The 16,629-nt window shown below is 48.3% G+C and carries 17 protein-coding genes; 6 read left to right on the forward strand and 11 right to left on the reverse strand.

Annotated elements, in window-relative coordinates:
- The first annotated feature begins 44 nt into the window (after nucleotides 1-44).
- The gene (gene murB, locus ACXIT9_RS02275) at nucleotides 45-1,070 is read left to right on the forward strand and encodes a UDP-N-acetylmuramate dehydrogenase (protein WP_458054829.1); all 1,026 of its coding nucleotides are present in this window, start codon (nucleotides 45-47) and stop codon (nucleotides 1,068-1,070) included.
- A gap of 52 nt (nucleotides 1,071-1,122) precedes the next feature.
- Here the strand turns inward: murB and ACXIT9_RS02280 are convergent, their stop codons facing one another.
- On the reverse strand, nucleotides 1,123-1,605 hold the full coding sequence (locus ACXIT9_RS02280; RefSeq protein ID WP_458054627.1) for a deoxycytidylate deaminase: 483 nt from the start codon (nucleotides 1,603-1,605) through the stop codon (nucleotides 1,123-1,125).
- Nucleotides 1,606-1,742: 137 nt separating this feature from the next.
- On the opposite strand from ACXIT9_RS02280, the gene ACXIT9_RS02285 reads away from it, so the two are divergent.
- Both ACXIT9_RS02285 and ACXIT9_RS02290 read left to right on the forward strand, forming a co-directional pair.
- Complete coding sequence (locus ACXIT9_RS02285) at nucleotides 1,743-2,402, forward strand: hypothetical protein (protein WP_458054628.1); 660 nt, start codon at nucleotides 1,743-1,745, stop codon at nucleotides 2,400-2,402.
- 122 nt (nucleotides 2,403-2,524) lie between these two features.
- Nucleotides 2,525-4,423, forward strand: coding sequence for a CocE/NonD family hydrolase (locus ACXIT9_RS02290; protein ID WP_458054629.1), 1,899 nt, complete (start codon nucleotides 2,525-2,527; stop codon nucleotides 4,421-4,423).
- A gap of 73 nt (nucleotides 4,424-4,496) precedes the next feature.
- Here the strand turns inward: ACXIT9_RS02290 and ACXIT9_RS02295 are convergent, their stop codons facing one another.
- Genes ACXIT9_RS02295 through ACXIT9_RS02310 form a run of 4 tightly spaced genes read right to left on the reverse strand, consistent with a single transcriptional unit; the run spans nucleotide 4,497 to nucleotide 10,229 of the window.
- On the reverse strand, nucleotides 4,497-5,210 hold the full coding sequence (locus ACXIT9_RS02295) for a TrmH family RNA methyltransferase (RefSeq protein ID WP_458054630.1): 714 nt from the start codon (nucleotides 5,208-5,210) through the stop codon (nucleotides 4,497-4,499).
- 2 nt (nucleotides 5,211-5,212) lie between these two features.
- Nucleotides 5,213-7,777 carry a DNA gyrase/topoisomerase IV subunit A gene (locus tag ACXIT9_RS02300; protein WP_458054631.1) on the reverse strand — a complete coding sequence of 855 codons (2,565 nt, stop codon included), beginning with the start codon at nucleotides 7,775-7,777 and terminating at the stop codon, nucleotides 5,213-5,215.
- Between the two features lie 39 nt (nucleotides 7,778-7,816).
- On the reverse strand, nucleotides 7,817-9,727 hold the full coding sequence (locus ACXIT9_RS02305; RefSeq protein ID WP_458054632.1) for a DNA topoisomerase IV subunit B: 1,911 nt from the start codon (nucleotides 9,725-9,727) through the stop codon (nucleotides 7,817-7,819).
- Between the two features lie 13 nt (nucleotides 9,728-9,740).
- A complete protein-coding gene (locus tag ACXIT9_RS02310; protein ID WP_458054633.1) occupies nucleotides 9,741-10,229 on the reverse strand; it encodes a DNA topoisomerase IV in 489 nt (162 codons plus the stop codon).
- 279 nt (nucleotides 10,230-10,508) lie between these two features.
- Here ACXIT9_RS02310 and ACXIT9_RS02315 point away from each other — a divergent pair, with 279 nt between their 5' ends.
- Complete coding sequence (locus tag ACXIT9_RS02315; protein WP_458054634.1) at nucleotides 10,509-10,922, forward strand: hypothetical protein; 414 nt, start codon at nucleotides 10,509-10,511, stop codon at nucleotides 10,920-10,922.
- Between the two features lie 133 nt (nucleotides 10,923-11,055).
- Here ACXIT9_RS02315 and ACXIT9_RS02320 read toward each other — a convergent pair whose 3' ends face one another.
- The 3 genes from ACXIT9_RS02320 to ACXIT9_RS02330 form a co-directional block, all read right to left on the reverse strand.
- A complete protein-coding gene (locus ACXIT9_RS02320) occupies nucleotides 11,056-11,979 on the reverse strand; it encodes an ROK family protein (RefSeq protein WP_458054635.1) in 924 nt (307 codons plus the stop codon).
- Nucleotides 11,980-12,027: 48 nt separating this feature from the next.
- Complete coding sequence (locus ACXIT9_RS02325) at nucleotides 12,028-12,477, reverse strand: YkgJ family cysteine cluster protein (protein ID WP_458054636.1); 450 nt, start codon at nucleotides 12,475-12,477, stop codon at nucleotides 12,028-12,030.
- A gap of 99 nt (nucleotides 12,478-12,576) precedes the next feature.
- The gene (locus tag ACXIT9_RS02330; protein ID WP_458054637.1) at nucleotides 12,577-13,413 is read right to left on the reverse strand and encodes a CvfB family protein; all 837 of its coding nucleotides are present in this window, start codon (nucleotides 13,411-13,413) and stop codon (nucleotides 12,577-12,579) included.
- 137 nt (nucleotides 13,414-13,550) lie between these two features.
- Between ACXIT9_RS02330 and ACXIT9_RS02335 the strand changes: the two genes are divergently transcribed.
- Together ACXIT9_RS02335 and ACXIT9_RS02340 are read left to right on the forward strand one after the other, a co-directional pair.
- A complete protein-coding gene (locus ACXIT9_RS02335; RefSeq protein WP_458054830.1) occupies nucleotides 13,551-14,438 on the forward strand; it encodes a 3-hydroxybutyryl-CoA dehydrogenase in 888 nt (295 codons plus the stop codon).
- Nucleotides 14,439-14,529: 91 nt separating this feature from the next.
- Nucleotides 14,530-15,147, forward strand: coding sequence for a deoxynucleoside kinase (locus ACXIT9_RS02340; protein WP_458054831.1), 618 nt, complete (start codon nucleotides 14,530-14,532; stop codon nucleotides 15,145-15,147).
- A 115-nt stretch (nucleotides 15,148-15,262) separates the two neighbouring features.
- On the opposite strand, the gene ACXIT9_RS02345 is transcribed toward ACXIT9_RS02340, so the two are convergent.
- From ACXIT9_RS02345 to ACXIT9_RS02355, 3 genes are read right to left on the reverse strand one after another with little or no spacing between them, the layout of a single operon-like run.
- Entirely contained in the window at nucleotides 15,263-15,907 is a 645-nt protein-coding gene (locus ACXIT9_RS02345; RefSeq protein ID WP_458054638.1) for a DUF7255 family protein, read from the reverse strand.
- 34 nt (nucleotides 15,908-15,941) lie between these two features.
- On the reverse strand, nucleotides 15,942-16,403 hold the full coding sequence (locus ACXIT9_RS02350) for a DUF2452 domain-containing protein (RefSeq protein ID WP_458054639.1): 462 nt from the start codon (nucleotides 16,401-16,403) through the stop codon (nucleotides 15,942-15,944).
- A 3-nt stretch (nucleotides 16,404-16,406) separates the two neighbouring features.
- Nucleotides 16,407-16,550, reverse strand: a complete 144-nt coding sequence (locus ACXIT9_RS02355) for a hypothetical protein (RefSeq protein WP_458054640.1) — start codon at nucleotides 16,548-16,550, stop codon at nucleotides 16,407-16,409.
- Nucleotides 16,551-16,629: the final 79 nt, after the last annotated feature.

The following is a 16,629-nucleotide window of genomic DNA, read 5'->3' on the forward strand; positions in this document are numbered from 1 at the left end:
AGCATAAAGTTTCCGATTAATGGAAAAACTTCCGTAATTCGAACATCGAAAATACCTCCATGCAAACCGATATTTCCTTAAAAGGGCTCACGACTTTTGGCATTGCGCAGCGAGCGCGCTATTATACCGCCGTATCTAATCGGGCTGAACTCCTTGAGGCACTTGCCTTTGCCCGGCAGCAGCGGCTTCCCTACTTCATTCTAGGGGGCGGCTCAAATATCCTCTTTACACGTGATTTCCTTGGCTTAGTTATTCATATGGCCATCACTGGCATTCGAGCACAGCCGGAACCGGACGGTTCTGTCTTGGTTCGCGCTGGAGCAGGGGAAAATTGGCATCAGTTCGTTTGTTGGTGCCTGGAAAATGGGTACTACGGCCTGGAAAATTTGAGCTTGATCCCGGGCACTGTGGGTGCCTCTCCCATGCAAAATATCGGTGCTTATGGCGTGGAGGTCAAAGATCATTTTGCTTATCTGGAGGCTTTAGAGATCAGCAGTGGTGAGGTACATCGCTTTGATGCAGCGGCTTGTGCTTTTGGCTATCGGGAAAGTATCTTTAAAAAGGCCTTGAAGGATCGCTACATCATTTTAGAAGTGGCCTTTCGCTTGCTGACGGAGCCCCAGCTGCGTATGGACTATGGGGACATCGCCGCTACTGTAGAGCAGCTCGCCGCAGGGGGCCCTCCTAGCCCTAAACTAGTGGCCCAGGCTGTGATCCAAATTCGCCAGTCAAAGTTGCCCGATCCAGCCAAAATCGGGAATGCTGGCAGCTTTTTCAAGAATCCGATAGTCTCAGAAGCTCAGTATGCGCTGCTGGCAATAACATACCCCGATATGCCGCATTATCCTGTCGCTGAAGGGGTAAAAATTCCTGCGGGCTGGTTAATTGAGCAGGCAGGTTTTAAAGGATTGACCAGGGGTCAAGCTGGGGTACATGCCCGCCAGGCTTTGGTTTTGGTCAATTATGGCGAAGCGCGAGGAGCGGAGATTTTAGCCCTCAGCGAAGAAATTATGCAGGTTGTGGCACAGCGATTTGGTATTCACTTAGAGCGGGAGGTTAATATCCTATAAGGCAGCTCTACGTTCAGGAGCCAAAACAAGGCTGATCACTGCGGAGGAGTCCCTACACCAGGGGATCTTCCGTGTAGATTTCTTTGCCGTAGGCCTGCACCTCCACACCGAATTTACGTAAGAAGGCCACTCCTTCATCTTCTTTTAGCCCCTTATAGGCGGCGTAAGAGTACAAATACACCACTTTTCGAATACCCATGGAGAAGATGATGCGGGCACAGGCCAGGCAGGGGGCCAAGGTCACGTATAGGGTGCTGCCTTCTACGGAGGAATTATTTTTTACCGCATAAAGAATGGCGTTTTGTTCGGCATGGATGGCCAGTGTGCAAGAGCCCTTGCTGTCACGGGCGCAGCCGGTATCGGGAAATTCTTCGTCACAGTTATGGGTACCTGCGGGCGGACCGTTATAGCCCACGGAAATGATGCGCGTGTCCTTGGTGAGGACTGCCCCTACATGTTTCTTGATGCAGTGTGAGCGCCGGGCGAGGTTAACCGCCAGCTCCATAAAAATATCGTCAAAATCCGGTTTTGCCATGTAGAAATACCTTTAGAGTTCAAAGAAAGTTAATTCTCGCCGGAATCGATAATGTGAAGGAGAAAAATGCCTGCACTTTTGCTTCCAACAAATCTCTTCCTATTTTTATGGCTTGATATTTGAGCCTATCAGCCCGCATGCAAAAACTTTTATTCTTTTCCTTTTTAAGTGCTATCTGCTTGTTTTTCAGCGGCCCTACTGTTCAGGCACAGCGCTACGGTACGGGCGTGGGGCTACGCCTGGGAAATAATGACATCAGCCGTACGGTCGGCATCACCGCGCAGCAGCGTCTGATGCCCCGCTTGACGGTGGAGGGCATTATCCAATCTGACTTTAGCACGAATACTACCGCGCATGCACTTGTTCGGCGCCACTCTCCTGTGATTTCGAAGCGTTTCAATTATTACTACGGAGCAGGCTTGTCGGCAGGTGTAGAAGAGAGCTTCGTCCGAAATCCGGATACTCGGGAAATCATTCAGACCTACGGAAATCGCACCACCGGGATGGACTTTCTCGTGGGCGTAGAGATGACCTTACTCAATGTGACCGTCTCGGTGGATTACAAACCTAACATCAATTTGGCGGGCCGGGAGGAGTTTTTTCGTGGCCAGGTGGGCATCTCCGCACGCACGGTCTTGGTAAAAAGTAAGGAGCAGGATAAAAAGCGGCGGCAGAAGGCGCGCGCGAAGCGCAAAAAACAACGGCAGTCCGGAAAGGTGCAGTCGAACAGCCAGCAGTCACTTCCCGTTCACCAGCGCTTCTTAGAAAACTTCCGTAAAAGCCGCGGGGGCAAGTAGGATTTTTTTGGGCGCAAGCCCTCCCGTTAACCCCTGAATCTACCCTTCATAGAAAATCAGGTGAATATTCGGAATACTTATCGTTTTTTAGTTGAAAATTCGATATAAATCCTGATTTCACCATGAGAAAAACAAGATTTTTAGGGCTCCTGCTGGCGTTTTGCTGCTTTACAGGGGCTTTTGCGCAGCAGCGCGCACAGCAAAGCGTCAGCATTTTAGATCAGCTGGAAGAAATCGCCATCGTAGACCAGAAGGTCATGATGCCGATGCGGGATGGCAAGCGCCTGGCCACAGATATCTATCGACCCAAAACAGATGCGCCTGTTCCGATCGTGTTTTCGCGCACGCCGTATAATTTCAACAGCTACCGCGATGGGGAGCTGGTGACACGCACCATGCAAACAGCTTATGAGTGGGTGAAGAAAGGCTATGCCTATGTGGTTCAAAATGAGCGCGGTCGCTTCTTTTCGGAAGGAGACTGGGATATTTTAGGGACGCCGCTAACGGATGGCTATGACGCCTTCACCTGGATGGCTGAGCAGCCCTGGTCGAATGGAAAAATCGGTACCATCGGCTGCTCTTCTACTGCAGAGTGGCAAATGGCAGTGGCGGCCATGAACCATCCTGCGCATGCAGCTATGGTACCCCAGGGCTTTGGTGCTGGCGTAGGACGTATAGGTGAATTTTTCGAGCAGGGCAACTGGTACCGTGGGGGTGCAGGGCAAATGCTCTTTACGGCTTGGCTATATGGCACTCAACATGATCCTTTGGCGCCACGTTTGCCGGAGGGAATCGCACAGGAAGATGTGCAGCGCCTGCAGCGCTTTTATGATATGGCACCACGCTACCCGCGTATTGATTGGTCAGAAGGGCTGCGCCATCTCCCTGTTCAAGATATTCTTAAAAACGTTCAGGGCCCTCAGGGGATTTATGAGGAAATGATCACCCGTAAACCCAACGACCCGAAATGGTACGAGGGTGGGCTTTACCATGACGACATGGACTTTCATGTGCCGAGCTTTTGGTTCGTGAGCTGGTATGATGTGGCTAGCAGCCCGAATCTAGCGCTCTTCAATCATGTGCGCGAAAATGCTAGCGACCCGGGCATTCGCGACAACCAATACCTGGTCATCGCGCCTACCCTGCACTGTGCGTTTACGCGTGCCACAGAAAATACAGTGGTCGGAGAGCGTTCGATGGGCGATGCCCGCTGGCAGTACGATGAAATGATCACCGCCTGGTTTGACCTTTGGTTAAAAGGAGAAGAAAATGGCGTCAAGCAGGAGCTTTCCCGCGTCACCTACTACACCATGGGGGAAAACAAGTGGCAGACAGCCGATCAGTGGCCTCCTAAGGAGGCAAAAATGACGACCTATTATTTAAACAGTGGTGGTAAGGCAAACTCTCGCTTAGGAGATGGCACACTTTCCACCCGTCGCCCTGGGGGCAAAGACAATCCAGATACTTTCCAGTATGACCCGATGGATCCCGTCAACTCCTATGGAGGAAATGTCTGTTGCACCGGCAATGCCGTTCAAGGCGGCTCTTTCGATCAGTCAGAGATGGAACTGAGAGAAGATATTTTAGTCTATACCAGTGAGCCCTTAAAAGCGGGCATAGAGGTCAGTGGCTTTATCGAAGCGGAGCTGTACTTAAGCTCCGATGCGAAAGATACGGATGTGACGATTAAGCTAATCGACGTGCATCCTGATGGCAAAGCGTATAACCTCGATGAAACCATTCAGCGCGTCCGCTACCGCGAGGGCTACGATAAGGAAGTCTTTATGCAAGAGGGGGAAGTGTACAAGATTAAGATGACGCCGATGTCCACATCGAACTATTTCAAGGAAGGGCACCAAATCCGGATAGAGATTTCCAGCTCGAACTTTCCGCGATTCGATCGCAATATGAATACGGGAGGAAATAATTACGATGAGACTGAGGGTGTGGTGGCTACAAATTCTATTCACCATAGCAATAAATTCCCAAGTAAAATCACTCTTCCGATTGTAGCACGCTAATCCCGGGCTCCTTTCTAAAAAACCAGGTAGCGGGAATGCGCTCCCTGGTTTTTTTATGCCTTAACTCCTTAGATTACTGTTCGTAAGAGGAAAAAAACTGTCGCTCATGGATGGCGCTATTCTTCACGATATCCCGATACCAGCGAGCTCTCAACTGAAAGCGTTCCGCCTCGCTCAAGTAAAAATCGGATAGCAGGGAGCTTTGCACCTGGGTTCGCAGCTGGTGTAGTAAGATGGATGCTGCCACAGAAATGTTAAACGATTCCGAAAATCCAAACATCGGAATATGCACCATACCATCCGCTGCTTCGATAAGCTCCTGGCTCACGCCCGCGTGTTCGTTACCGAAAATCAAGGCCGTTTTCTGTTGAGGATCGACCTGATGTGCTGGAATACTTCCTTCTCTTGGACTGGTGGCCAGCAAGGTGTAGCCATCGGCACGCAGCGTTTCGACACAATCTAAAATCGCTGTTCCTCCGGCATTTTGATAGCGGTGTACATCCACCCACTGGGCTGCCCCTCGACTTACGTAGGGGTTGACCTGATAGGCGTGTTCTTTTTCGATCATATGGATGTCCTGAACTCCAAAGCAGTCCGCCGTGCGTAGTACGGCAGAGGCATTGTGTGCTTTGTAAATATCTTCCAGTACCACAGTAAAATGGCGCGTTCGTCGGGAGAGCACTTCCTCCATCAGCGCCAGCTTATGAGGCGTAATAAAGCCCTTCAGGTAATCCTGAAAGGCCTTTTCACGCTCCATGCGAGCGTTTGAATACTCTTGCGCTGCCATCGTCAAAAAATACGCATTTGGGTATCATCATCTTCCTTATCCGGCTCCACGGCCTCCGGCTGCTCCTTCGGTTTGGTCTTGCTCTCGACGATTCGGATGGAGCGAAAATCCTGGTGAGCCAACTTATTTCCGATAGCCTTCCACCCTTTCACATCGATCATCATGTCGAAATCGTAAGAAAGCTCCTCTTGCCCCTGGGCAGGCAGCAGGACAAGCTGTGCCTGTGGGTCCATGGTGACCAGTTCTAGTTGCGACTTTTTATGGTCGGTAATAAAATTAAAGCGCTTATTTAAGGAACTGGTCTCTATATGGAAACGCTTGACGAAGTAAGCTTTGGACGTGCCGTCCAGATACACTGCTGCCACCGGCGCTTTAGGGTCGAATTTGGTGATTTTCAAGACCTGTTCGGGCTCATAACGGTTCGTCAGCTCATAGTTGGTCAGCTCATAATCTCCATTTTTATAAAAGACGACGATCCGGTCCTCTCCGAGGAAATTTCCGATCCACTCCCCTCTCCCATCGGTATTGAGTCGACCGACAGCAGCATCGTAGCAGATATCCAAGCCCCCGAGCGTAGACACCCCTTGCATTTTAAGTGTGATTTTTCGAATCGGATACTTGGTGAGTATATTTCCCCCGGCATTTCGCCCCTTGATGTCAATCGTGCTAAAATCAAAATCAAAAACCTTGATTTTGGCTTTAGCACCTTGAGTCAGCGCCACTGTAATGATTTCCGCTTCTCCATTTGGGTTTGCCGTAAAGTAAAGCACTTTGCTACCCTTCGTGCCTTTCGTAAGGGCATAATGTCGGTCCCGTGTCACGGCCAAGACCTGGAAGCGCTTCACCATGGCTTTACCACTCTCACCATCCAGGTAGATCATGTTGTACACCATGCGTTCATCTCCTTTTCGGAAAACAGCCACATGAATAATGTCCTTCCCAACAAAAGCCTTATCCTGCATTCGGGTCACGACGCACTCGCCATCACGCCGAAACACGATAATATCATCCAGGTCCGAGCAGTCGCAGACAAACTCATCCTTTTTCAGGCCCGATCCGATGAAGCCATCTTTTCGGTTTACGAACAACTTGGTATTATTGGCCGCCACCACTGTGGCTTCGATCGTGTCGAATTGGCGAATTTCTGTCTGGCGTTCCCGCCCCTTACCGTATTTCTGCAGCAGATTTTCGTAATACTTCACCGCATAGTCGGTGAGGTTCGTCAAGTTATGGAGGACTTCGTCCAATTCACCCTGCAGGCGCCGCATCAGCTCATCCGCCTTAAAAGTATCAAACTTGGAAATACGTTTTATCTTAATTTCTGTCAGCCGAATGATGTCCTCCTGCGTAATCTCACGGTAAAAGTCAGGCTTGAAAGGGGTAAGCCCTTCGTCTATCGTGCTTAGCACCGCTTCCCAGGTTTCACACTCTTCGATGTCCCGGTAGATGCGATTTTCGATAAAGATTTTCTCCAAGGAGGAAAACAAAAGCTTTTCCCGAAGTTCGCCTTCACGAATTTGCAGTTCCCGCTTTAGCAAGTCCTTTGTCTGCAGGGTATTGTACTTGAGGATATCGTTTACCGTTAAAAATACGGGCCTATCCTCGATGATCACACAAGCATTCGGAGAGATGCTGACTTCACAGTCCGTAAAGGCGTAGAGGGCATCGATAGTCATGTCTGGGGATTGGCCGGGGGCCAATTGGATTTGGATTTCCACATCTTTAGCCGTGTTGTCGACGACCTTTTTGATCTTGATCTTGCCCTTGTCATTGGCCTTTAAAATCGAGTCGATCAGGGAGTTGGTGGTAGTACCAAATGGGATATCTTTGATCACCAATGTTTTAGCATCCTCTTCTTCGATTTTCGCGCGCACTTTAATGCGCCCCCCCCGAAGTCCCTCATTGTACTCGGAAAAATCTGCCAGCCCTCCTGTAGGGAAGTCGGGCAGCACATTCGTTGGTTTACCGTGCAAAACGTCGATGGAAGCTTGGATCAACTCACAGAAATTATGCGGTAGAATTTTAGTCGAGAGCCCCACGGCGATTCCTTCCACCCCTTGTGCGAGCAGCAGGGGGAATTTGACCGGCAAGGTCACCGGCTCACGCTTCCGCCCATCGTAGGAGAGCTGCCAGTCCGTAGTCTGCGGATTGAAGACTACTTCTAGGGCGAATTTAGACAGGCGTGCTTCGATGTATCGTGGAGCTGCGGAACCATCTCCGGTACGTACATCGCCCCAGTTGCCCTGTGTCTCGATCAACAGGTTTTTCTGTCCTAAATTGACGATGGCGTCTCCTATGGAGGCATCCCCATGCGGATGGTACTGCATGGATTGGCCGATGATATTGGCTACCTTATTAAAGCGGCCATCGTCCATCTCCTTCATCGCATGCAGAATACGGCGCTGTACCGGCTTCAGGCCATCTTCTATAGCGGGAACTGCCCGCTCTAAAATAACATAAGAGGCGTAATCCAAGAACCAGTCTTTATACATCCCGGTGACGGGCACGGTTCCTTGGAGATTGGATGCTTTATTTTCGGGGTGATTGTCTGGTAATTCTTCGTTCATGATACTGGCTAAACCGCTAAACGTTTATGGAAAGGTGAATTAGGAGGCCTGCGCTTGCTCCTCTTCTTCTTCTTCTTGGGCCTGCTTCGGGTCATCGAAAACGATGTCTTTCTCGATTTTCAGGTTGTCGATGATAAAGGTTTGTCGATTCGGCGTATTTTTTCCCATATAAAAACCTAGCAGGTCTGCGATTTTCGTTTCCTTATTTAAAATAATGGGGTCCAGGCGAATGTCTTCCCCGATAAAGCCGCCAAACTCTTCTGGAGAAATTTCCCCTAGCCCTTTAAAACGTGTAATTTCCGCCGACTTACCAAGTTTGTGGATGGCACGCTGCCGCTCCTCATCCGTGTAGCAGTAGATAGTCTCTTTTTTATTACGCACGCGGAAAAGCGGCGTATCTAAGATGTAAAGGTGGCCATTTTTAACCAAATCAGGGAAAAACTGCAAGAAATAGGTCATGATCAGCAGGCGAATGTGCATGCCGTCCACGTCCGCATCGGTGGCGATCACGATTTTTCGATAACGCAGATTTTCTATCCCGTCTTCGATATTTAAGGCATGCTGGAGCAAGTTGAACTCCTCATTTTCATAGACCACTTTTTTTGTCATCCCATAGCAGTTAAGGGGCTTCCCACGAAGCGAAAAAACGGCCTGCGTCTGCACATTACGGGATTTTGTGATCGAGCCAGAAGCGGAGTCTCCCTCTGTGATGAAGAGCATGGTATTGTTTTTCGCCTCCTCATTCGCCTTGGGATCATCGTAATGAATGCGGCAGTCGCGCAACTTTTTATTGTGCAGGTTCGCTTTTTTGGCGCGCTCGTTTGCTAATTTCTTGATACCTGAAATCTCTTTGCGCTCGCGCTCCGACTGCAGAATACGTTTTAGTAGCGCATCGGCAGCATCGGGATGCTTATGCAGGTAATTGTCTAACGCCGTCTTCACGAAATCATTTACGAAGGTGCGCAGCGTAGGTCCATCCGGCCCCACCGACTGGGAGCCCAACTTGGTTTTGGTTTGCGATTCGAAAACAGGCTCCTGTACCCGTACGGCGATCGCTGCTACGACCGACTGCCGAATATCGGAGGCATCGAAATCTTTTTTGTAAAACTCACGAATCGTCTTTACGATCGCCTCACGAAAGGCTGCCAAGTGTGTACCCCCCTGAGTCGTGTACTGTCCATTAACGAAGGAGTAGTATTCCTCCCCATATTGATTACTATGCGTTAGGGCCAGCTCGATATCATTCCCCTTCAGGTGGATAATCGGATAGCGAAGGGCATCTTCATCTACTTTGCGTAGCAAAAGATCATACAGCCCGCGTTCCGAGAAGTATTTTTTCCCATTAAACTGAATGCTCAAACCCGCATTTAAGAATGCATAATTCCAGATTTGATTTTCCAGATAGTCGGGAATGAAGTGGTAGTTTTTAAAGACACTGTCGTCAGGTGTAAAAATGACACGGGTGCCGTTACGTTCCTTGGTTGGGGCTACGGGGTGGTCTTCGACCAAAATACCCTTCTCGAAGCTGGCTTTTTTCGTCTCTCCATCTCGGAAGGACTGCACCGTAAAATGACTGGAAAGCGCATTTACGGCCTTGGTACCTACACCGTTTAGGCCGACGGACTTCTGAAAGGCACCCGAATCATACTTGCCTCCCGTATTGATCTTAGAGACACAGTCGATCACTTTTCCTAGAGGTATTCCGCGCCCATAATCGCGCACTTCTACCTGATGCTCCGAAATCTTGATGTCTATGGTGCGGCCATAGCCCATCATGTGCTCATCGATACTATTATCTAAAACTTCTTTTACTAGTACGTAAATACCGTCATCCTGAGCACTTCCGTCACCCAGTTTGCCGATATACATCCCCGGACGTAGGCGAATATGCTCGCGCCAGTCCAGAGACTTAATGCTGTCTTCTGTATAGGTACTTTTCTGTTCTGCCATGTAGCTGCTGGAACTATGCTTGTATTGCTTTAAATTTTTGTGCGATTAAATAAAACAGGCCACCGATCCATACGGTAATGACCACAGGAATAACATAAAAGAAATTATCAAAAGTGGTGCTCGTCACTTCGTTCAAGTTGTTCAAACTATGGACAAAAAGTGTTAAAAGCGCCATGGATAAGTTCAGGATGCCTACAAAACTATACATCCACGTCAGCATCTGGTCCCGGAAAACATCACCACGTGGAAAAATACGACGAATGGAGACGATGCTTCCATTTTCTATTAGCTTGGCCGGAAAGAGCAAGGCTACATTTAAACCTAAAAAGATAAAAATTCCCGTGTAAAAAAAGGAATCTTTAGCCAGCTCTTTTATCGGGTATCCCTCGGCCGTTATTTCTATGGCGATACGCTCAGGCATCGATGCATAGAGGTAAAGGAAGATGATAACAAAGAGTAAAACTGTTGCGAAATGAAAGACTTTACCAAATCGGAAATACATAGGACGTAGATTTATGGCTGCTAATATAAAGATTAAAACGCGTATTCCGCAGACGTACCTGCTGCATTTCCAACACGCAAACCTTTAGAAGCGTTTAGCGGGAGGCTAAATCCTTTCTCATAAATCTCAAAAAACCAACAGGTAAAAGCAGGAGAATTCCCTTTTCACCCGAGTAGAAATTTCTCTCCAACTTGGCCTCATTCAAAACATAATGCAAGGAAAGCCGTTTTTTCTGCGAACTAGGCAGTACTTTTACTGCTCAGGCTTAATCTAACACGCATGAACTTTCCTTCTTTCCTAAAGTCTCTCCTTAGCCCGCTCATTTTTCTATGTATCGTCTTGCTCAGCTCTTGCTCTTCGGCCCTTTCCGTGGAAGGCGTGGACTTAGAAGTCTGGAAAGCAGATCGCGACGCCTGTAAAGGGGAACGAGGCGCCTACATCGAAACCTTACGTCCGATCAAAAATGATTTTTTAGCGGCAGATAATCAGGCCCTGCTCAAAACCTTCGGGCGTCCCGATCGTGTCGAGCTGGTGGACCGTAGCCAAAATTTCTTCATCTACTACATGGAGCCTTCCCCCCGCTGTGAAGGCAGCGAAGCTGAAGAGGAAGAGGTATTAAAGTTGATTTTCCGTCTTAACGCCTACAGTCGTGTTTCTGAGGTGATTATCACTCGATTAAATCCAGGGGATTAAAAAAGTTTGCATGCAGCAAAAAATCTACGGCTGCTTTCTCAACAGTAAAAAGCCTGGTCACCGATTTTCGATGAGCAGGCTTTTTGTTTTTGGCCGGAGGCCAAAAACTGGGCAATACCTCGCGAAGGGCGTTTTACTTTAAGAAACAAAGCGCCGCCGCGCCCAAGGTACCTGCATTATTCTCCAGCGTGGCCTTGCTGAGGCGTAGGTCTTCTACATAATAGGTGGTCAGGTACTGGCGGATGGTGCGCTCTAAAGCCGGCATCATAAATTCTAGTCCGGCTGAAATACCGCCCCCGAAATACACGGTATGCACGTCTACGATGCGAATCGTCGAGACGATCGATTCCCCTAAGATGCGGCCCACCTCTTCGAAAACCATCAGGGAAACTTCATTACCCTCACGAGCGGTGTCTACGAGCAAATGGGTACCTAGCGGTTGATCCCGCAGGATGCCCGCCTTATCCGGGTAGCCCTTGATCATGCGGTCTTTAATACGTAGGATGCCATCGCGACCGATGAGGCGCTCGAGCCCCTCGTTTCCACGCGAGAGCATGTGCCCCATTTCCATGGCATTGCCATTCGCACCCTTGAATACTTGCCCATTTAACACCAAGGCAGAGCCGATACCGGTGCCCATCGTGATGAAAAGGAAATCAGCAGGCGTTTTTTCCGTACCGAAATGATATTCTCCTATGGCAGCTGCGGCGGCATCATTTTCGAGGAAAAACTGTTTGTCTGGGTAGGCCTCCAACAAGCGTTCCCGAAGTGGGAAGTTATTTAATGAAGGGATGGCTGGAATCTCAAGTGGTGTGCTGCGATCTTTGGTTATCAAGCCAGGCAGCCCGATGCCCACCCGCTGCACCTCCGGGTGTTTTTCCAGGTACTTTCCGACAGCCGCGATGAATCCAGCAGGAAAACCTGCCGCTTGTTCCCGGTAGGGTTTGGTATCTTCCTTGTAGAAATGGAGTACCTGGCCTTTCGTGCTGACGATGCCGATTTTTAAATGGGTTCCGCCAACATCTATCGCCAAAAAATTTTCTTCTTGAGTATGCATGCTATAGGTTCAATAGGTTTCAAAGACCTAAAATAGGGAAGAGTTTTTTTAATTTCCTAAATCCTTTTCAATCTCTTGGAAAATTTGGTGAACGGCGGGACATATCAAGGTGTTTTTGACCGTCAAATTCAAGATTCCGTGCATTTTTTTTCGATTCGTATGTGGATATTCCCGGCAGGCCTTCGGGCGCTCTTCATAGACTAAGCAGCGGTTATCTGTTCCTAAAAAGGGACAGGGGCTACCTTGAAGCACATAGTCGCCTTCCTCGTCCACGCGTAAGTAGGCATCAATAAATCCTGCTGGCTTCATCGAAAACACCCGGGCCAACCGCTCTATATCCGTTCGTAAAAACAGCGGAGAGGTTGTTTTGCAGCAGTTGGCACACTGCAAACAGTCCACCTGCTTAAATACGCTTTCGTGCAGTGTATGAAAGATCTCGTCCACCGCCTTTGGCTTCATTTTGCGAAGCCGCTGTCCGAGCTTTTTTGCCTGCGGCAAAGCACTCCTACTCTTTTGCCTAAACGCTTCTAAATCCATCTAAATGATTAGTAATAGAAATTATTTCGGATTAAAATTTGGAATACGAAAAGAAAATCCCTATATTTCATTTGTCAAGTAAATACCATCGGGCTCAATTTGAATGCGCTTTGCCTTGTATAGTTGTCCGATGGCTTGCTTGAAAGATTTTTTACTCATTCCCAGCACATTTTTGATCGATTCGGGTGATGATTTATCATGGAGGGGCAAAAACTTCTCTTTTTGCAGGGCCAACAGGATTTTTTCAGCCCCTTTTTCATATTTTTCTCTTCCTACAGGGTCAAGGCTGAGGTCTATTTTGCCGTCAGGCCGAACCTTTTTAATGTATACTTCTTCATAGCTACCTAAATATACTTTACGAAAAACTTCGTCGCTGTATAAGAGTCCCTCGTACTTGTCGCGCAGCAGAATTTTATAGCCAAGTGGACTTCGGGAGAAAAACAAACCCGGTAGAGCCTCCCCTTCCGTAAATACCCCTTCCGGATTTTCCAAAAAGTCTTCGTAGCGCGCCGAGCCGATGAGACGTTCGCCTTTGTAGTCTAAGCAGACCCGAATCAAGTATAATTTGCCCTCTTCCATGGTAGGGAGCATTTCGCTTTTCGGCACAAAAAGATCCTTTAAAAGACCCCAGTCCATAAAGGCTCCGATTTTCGTCAAGCTTTTCAGCTCCATGACAGCGAACTCATCTAGCATCGCTTTTGGCTGGTCGGTAACTGCCACGGGACGGTCTTCGCTGTCCGTATATATGAATACTTCTATCTCCTGACCTACTTGCTCTTCCCCTTTGAGATAGCGATTGGGAAGTAAGACTTCCTCCTGTTGTTTTGTCATCAGATAGGCACCGTTTGCGCTCAGTCGCGCAATGGGCAGGCTACTTAATTTTCCTAACTCCTCCATAGGACAAAGTTACACAAATTAATTCATCTGAAAATTGGAAAACCTTTCCGAAGCCAGTAGCTTTACAAGAGAAACAAAACATTTATTGGATTTTATGCCAGCTTAGGCGTATCCTCCAAATAAACCCAAATGATATGATAAAAAACATAGCGGTTATCGGTTCGGGCACCATGGGGAATGGGATTGCCCACGTTTTTGCACAGTTTGGCTATGCGGTAGTCTTAATCGACTTATCCGAAAAGGCTCTCGAAAAAGCTTTAGCTACCATAGGAAAAAACTTTGATCGTCAGGTAACTAAGGGACTAATTTCTGCGGAAGAGAAAGATGCTGCCCTCGGCCGTATCCAGACCGGAACAGAGGTGGCTTCAGGTGTGGCTTCGGCAGATTTAATCGTAGAAGCGGCTACCGAAAATATGGACATCAAGCTGCAGCTTTTCCGTGAAATCGATGCCAACGCCCCCGCACATGCGATTTTAGCTACCAATACTTCCTCCATTTCGATCACCAAAATAGCTGCGGTTACCCGTCGCCCGGAGAAGGTCATCGGCATGCACTTTATGAATCCTGTACCCGTCATGAAGCTGGTAGAAGTAATTAAAGGGTATGCCACTTCCGAAGCGGTATGTGCCCAAATTATGGAGCTTAGTCAGTCGCTAAACAAAATACCTGTTGAGGTTAACGATTACCCTGGATTCGTTGCCAACCGCATTCTTATGCCTATGATTAATGAAGCCATCTACAGCTTGTATGAAGGTGTGGCGGGCGTGCATGAAATCGATACCGTCATGAAGCTGGGCATGGCACACCCGATGGGGCCCCTGCAGCTGGCAGATTTTATCGGCTTGGATGTTTGCCTCTCTATATTACGCGTGCTGCACGAGGGATTCGGCAATCCAAAATATGCTCCTTGTCCACTTTTAGTCAATATGGTAGAGGCTGGATTTAAGGGGGTTAAGACTGGAGAGGGATTTTATGTGCATACCCCAGGTAGCAAGGAGCTAGTAGTTTCCCCGAGATTTAAGTAATTTTACCGAAAGGCGAGAAAAGCTAGGCGGATGGTGCTTCATCCGCCTTTTTTTGCGCCAGCAAAACAATAAATTTTCTATGAAACAGGGCATGCATATCGCTGTATCCGGTAATATCGGAAGCGGAAAAACGACGCTTACAGAAAAATTAGCCAAACACTATGGCTGGACTGCGACCTTTGAGGCTGTAGATGACAACCCCTATCTTTCTGATTTTTATGAAGACATGAAACGCTGGTCCTTTCATCTGCAGGTATATTTCTTGAACTCCCGCTTTAATCAGATCCGTCAGATTCGGGAGAGCCAGGAGACGGTGATCCAGGACCGCACCATCTACGAAGATGCCTATATTTTTGCGGCCAATCTCTTTCGCTCTCAATTGATTTCCGAACGAGACTACCAAAATTACCTCAGCCTTTTTCATTCGATGGTGGCCTTCGTACAGCCTCCTGACCTGCTCATTTACCTAAAGGCAGACATTCCCAAGTTGGTTGGACAGATCGAAAAACGGGGCCGCAGCTATGAAAATGCTATCCGTATCGATTACCTAAAAAACCTAAACACCCACTATGAGGACTGGATCGCACAGTACCAAGAGGGAAAATTACTCATCATCGATGTGAATCAATTGGATTATGTAGCCAAACCAGAAGATTTCTCAGCAGTCGTGAATCGCATCGACCGGGAGTTGTATGGCTTGTTTTCATAAAAAAGCGATCCACCCTTCTAGATGAGGTAGGAGGCAGCCCGCATAGCCCTAAGAAACGAAATCCCCTTCCGAATACTGAAATTGGAAGGGGATTTATTCCAACAAGTGAGGTGATTTAGCCGATTTTTCGCAAGCACCAGCGGCCGATACTTTCGCGCACTTCTGGGCTGGTCTGCAGCAGTAAGGCATCTATTTTTTGGAGCTGACCCTGTAAGAGCAAGCTTTCATAACAGGCGATGCGATGTAGTCGTAGGCCGTGCAGCTTGCATAGAATATCGTATTGGGCATCGTTATAGGCCGTCAGTTTCCAGCCCGGCGCCCCTCCCCCTTGCAGTTCTGGAGGTATTCCCGGCGCTCCGAAAAGCCGCTGGGCTAAGGGTGGTCCTAACCAGACCCGTTCCCGTACACCCCCTTTTAAGGCGGCTTTTTCATAGGTGCGACAAAGCCGTTTATGCGCGGCGATCCACTCGAAGGTCATCTCCTCATAAACACTTGAGCGAAAGGTTTCTAATCGGTAACGGTTAAAATGTACTTCATCATCATAGAGAAAGACATTTCGGCCTATTTTCAGGTCAAACTTAAGTTTCTTCAGGAGTGGAGCTCGGCCTTTGCCCCCCAGGGCGAGGAACACCTCTTCCAACCAGTTCTTTCCTTTTCCTGTCAGAAAATGCTCCTGTACGGTGACCTGGTTGTTCTCCTCCAGCTCTGAAGAAAGTGCATGGACGGCCTCACGGAGCACTTGAATTTTTACATCACGCACGACATAAAGGTTTTCAGGGTGAAAAAACACAAAACTACGCTTCGCGCAGGATTTCCCAGGTATGGTCGGCTAGTAATTTGACCTCTGCCACGAAAATTTGGTCGTTTTGCCGCTTGCGGCCCCACTCTTCCGGTGCGATCATGCTCAAAAAGTCTCCTCCCTCGTTTTTTTGATACAGAAAATAGCGGTGATTGATCAGCGGCTCGAAGGCGATAGAGGCTTGGTAGATACGTTCCGAAACCTCTACACGCTTCTGGATAGCCTTCGCCTGATCCGCCAGCAGCTGCATTTGTTCATAGAGTTGGGCCATTTGCATTTCGGTCTGCGACTGCATGGCAGCGATGGCCCTGCCGGTGATTTTGCCCACATCCTCTGGCTTGACCAGCGCCCCCCCCGAGGTATGCGCATACGGAAGAAGCCCCGGGTTGTCCGTGGTCATCTCCTTCATTTTTTCTAAATCTAGTTTATCGACGTCTATTTTTTTTCCTCTATCCATGGTTTATTCTGAAGGGGCGATTCTCTCCTTTAAGTTTCCTTTCGAGCCAGGAAAGGTTGTCCGAGAGGAAATATCATAGCTTACATACAAGATGATGGCCATAAAAAGAAAGAAGAGAAGCAGAAAGATAATCTTGTTTCGGTTCATAAGAGTAACAGCTTTAAGTTCCTTTCGGTTTTGCTGGCGCAAAATATACTGACAAAGATATTCAACCGAATCAAAGGAA

The sequence above is a fragment of the Nitritalea sp. genome (genome assembly GCF_054166705.1).

Coding starts and splice junctions, on each gene's coding strand:
- ACXIT9_RS02340 (WP_458054831.1), top strand. CDS start 14,530: ATGCATATCGCTGTATCCGGTAATATCGGAAGCGGAAAAACGACGCTT.
- ACXIT9_RS02330 (WP_458054637.1), bottom strand. CDS start 13,413: ATGGAGGAGTTAGGAAAATTAAGTAGCCTGCCCATTGCGCGACTGAGC.
- ACXIT9_RS02355 (WP_458054640.1), bottom strand. CDS start 16,550: ATGAACCGAAACAAGATTATCTTTCTGCTTCTCTTCTTTCTTTTTATG.
- ACXIT9_RS02305 (WP_458054632.1), bottom strand. CDS start 9,727: ATGGCAGAACAGAAAAGTACCTATACAGAAGACAGCATTAAGTCTCTG.
- ACXIT9_RS02310 (WP_458054633.1), bottom strand. CDS start 10,229: ATGTATTTCCGATTTGGTAAAGTCTTTCATTTCGCAACAGTTTTACTC.
- ACXIT9_RS02285 (WP_458054628.1), top strand. CDS start 1,743: ATGCAAAAACTTTTATTCTTTTCCTTTTTAAGTGCTATCTGCTTGTTT.
- ACXIT9_RS02350 (WP_458054639.1), bottom strand. CDS start 16,403: ATGGATAGAGGAAAAAAAATAGACGTCGATAAACTAGATTTAGAAAAA.
- ACXIT9_RS02290 (WP_458054629.1), top strand. CDS start 2,525: ATGAGAAAAACAAGATTTTTAGGGCTCCTGCTGGCGTTTTGCTGCTTT.
- ACXIT9_RS02315 (WP_458054634.1), top strand. CDS start 10,509: ATGAACTTTCCTTCTTTCCTAAAGTCTCTCCTTAGCCCGCTCATTTTT.
- ACXIT9_RS02320 (WP_458054635.1), bottom strand. CDS start 11,979: ATGCATACTCAAGAAGAAAATTTTTTGGCGATAGATGTTGGCGGAACC.
- ACXIT9_RS02280 (WP_458054627.1), bottom strand. CDS start 1,605: ATGGCAAAACCGGATTTTGACGATATTTTTATGGAGCTGGCGGTTAAC.
- ACXIT9_RS02300 (WP_458054631.1), bottom strand. CDS start 7,777: ATGAACGAAGAATTACCAGACAATCACCCCGAAAATAAAGCATCCAAT.
- ACXIT9_RS02295 (WP_458054630.1), bottom strand. CDS start 5,210: ATGGCAGCGCAAGAGTATTCAAACGCTCGCATGGAGCGTGAAAAGGCC.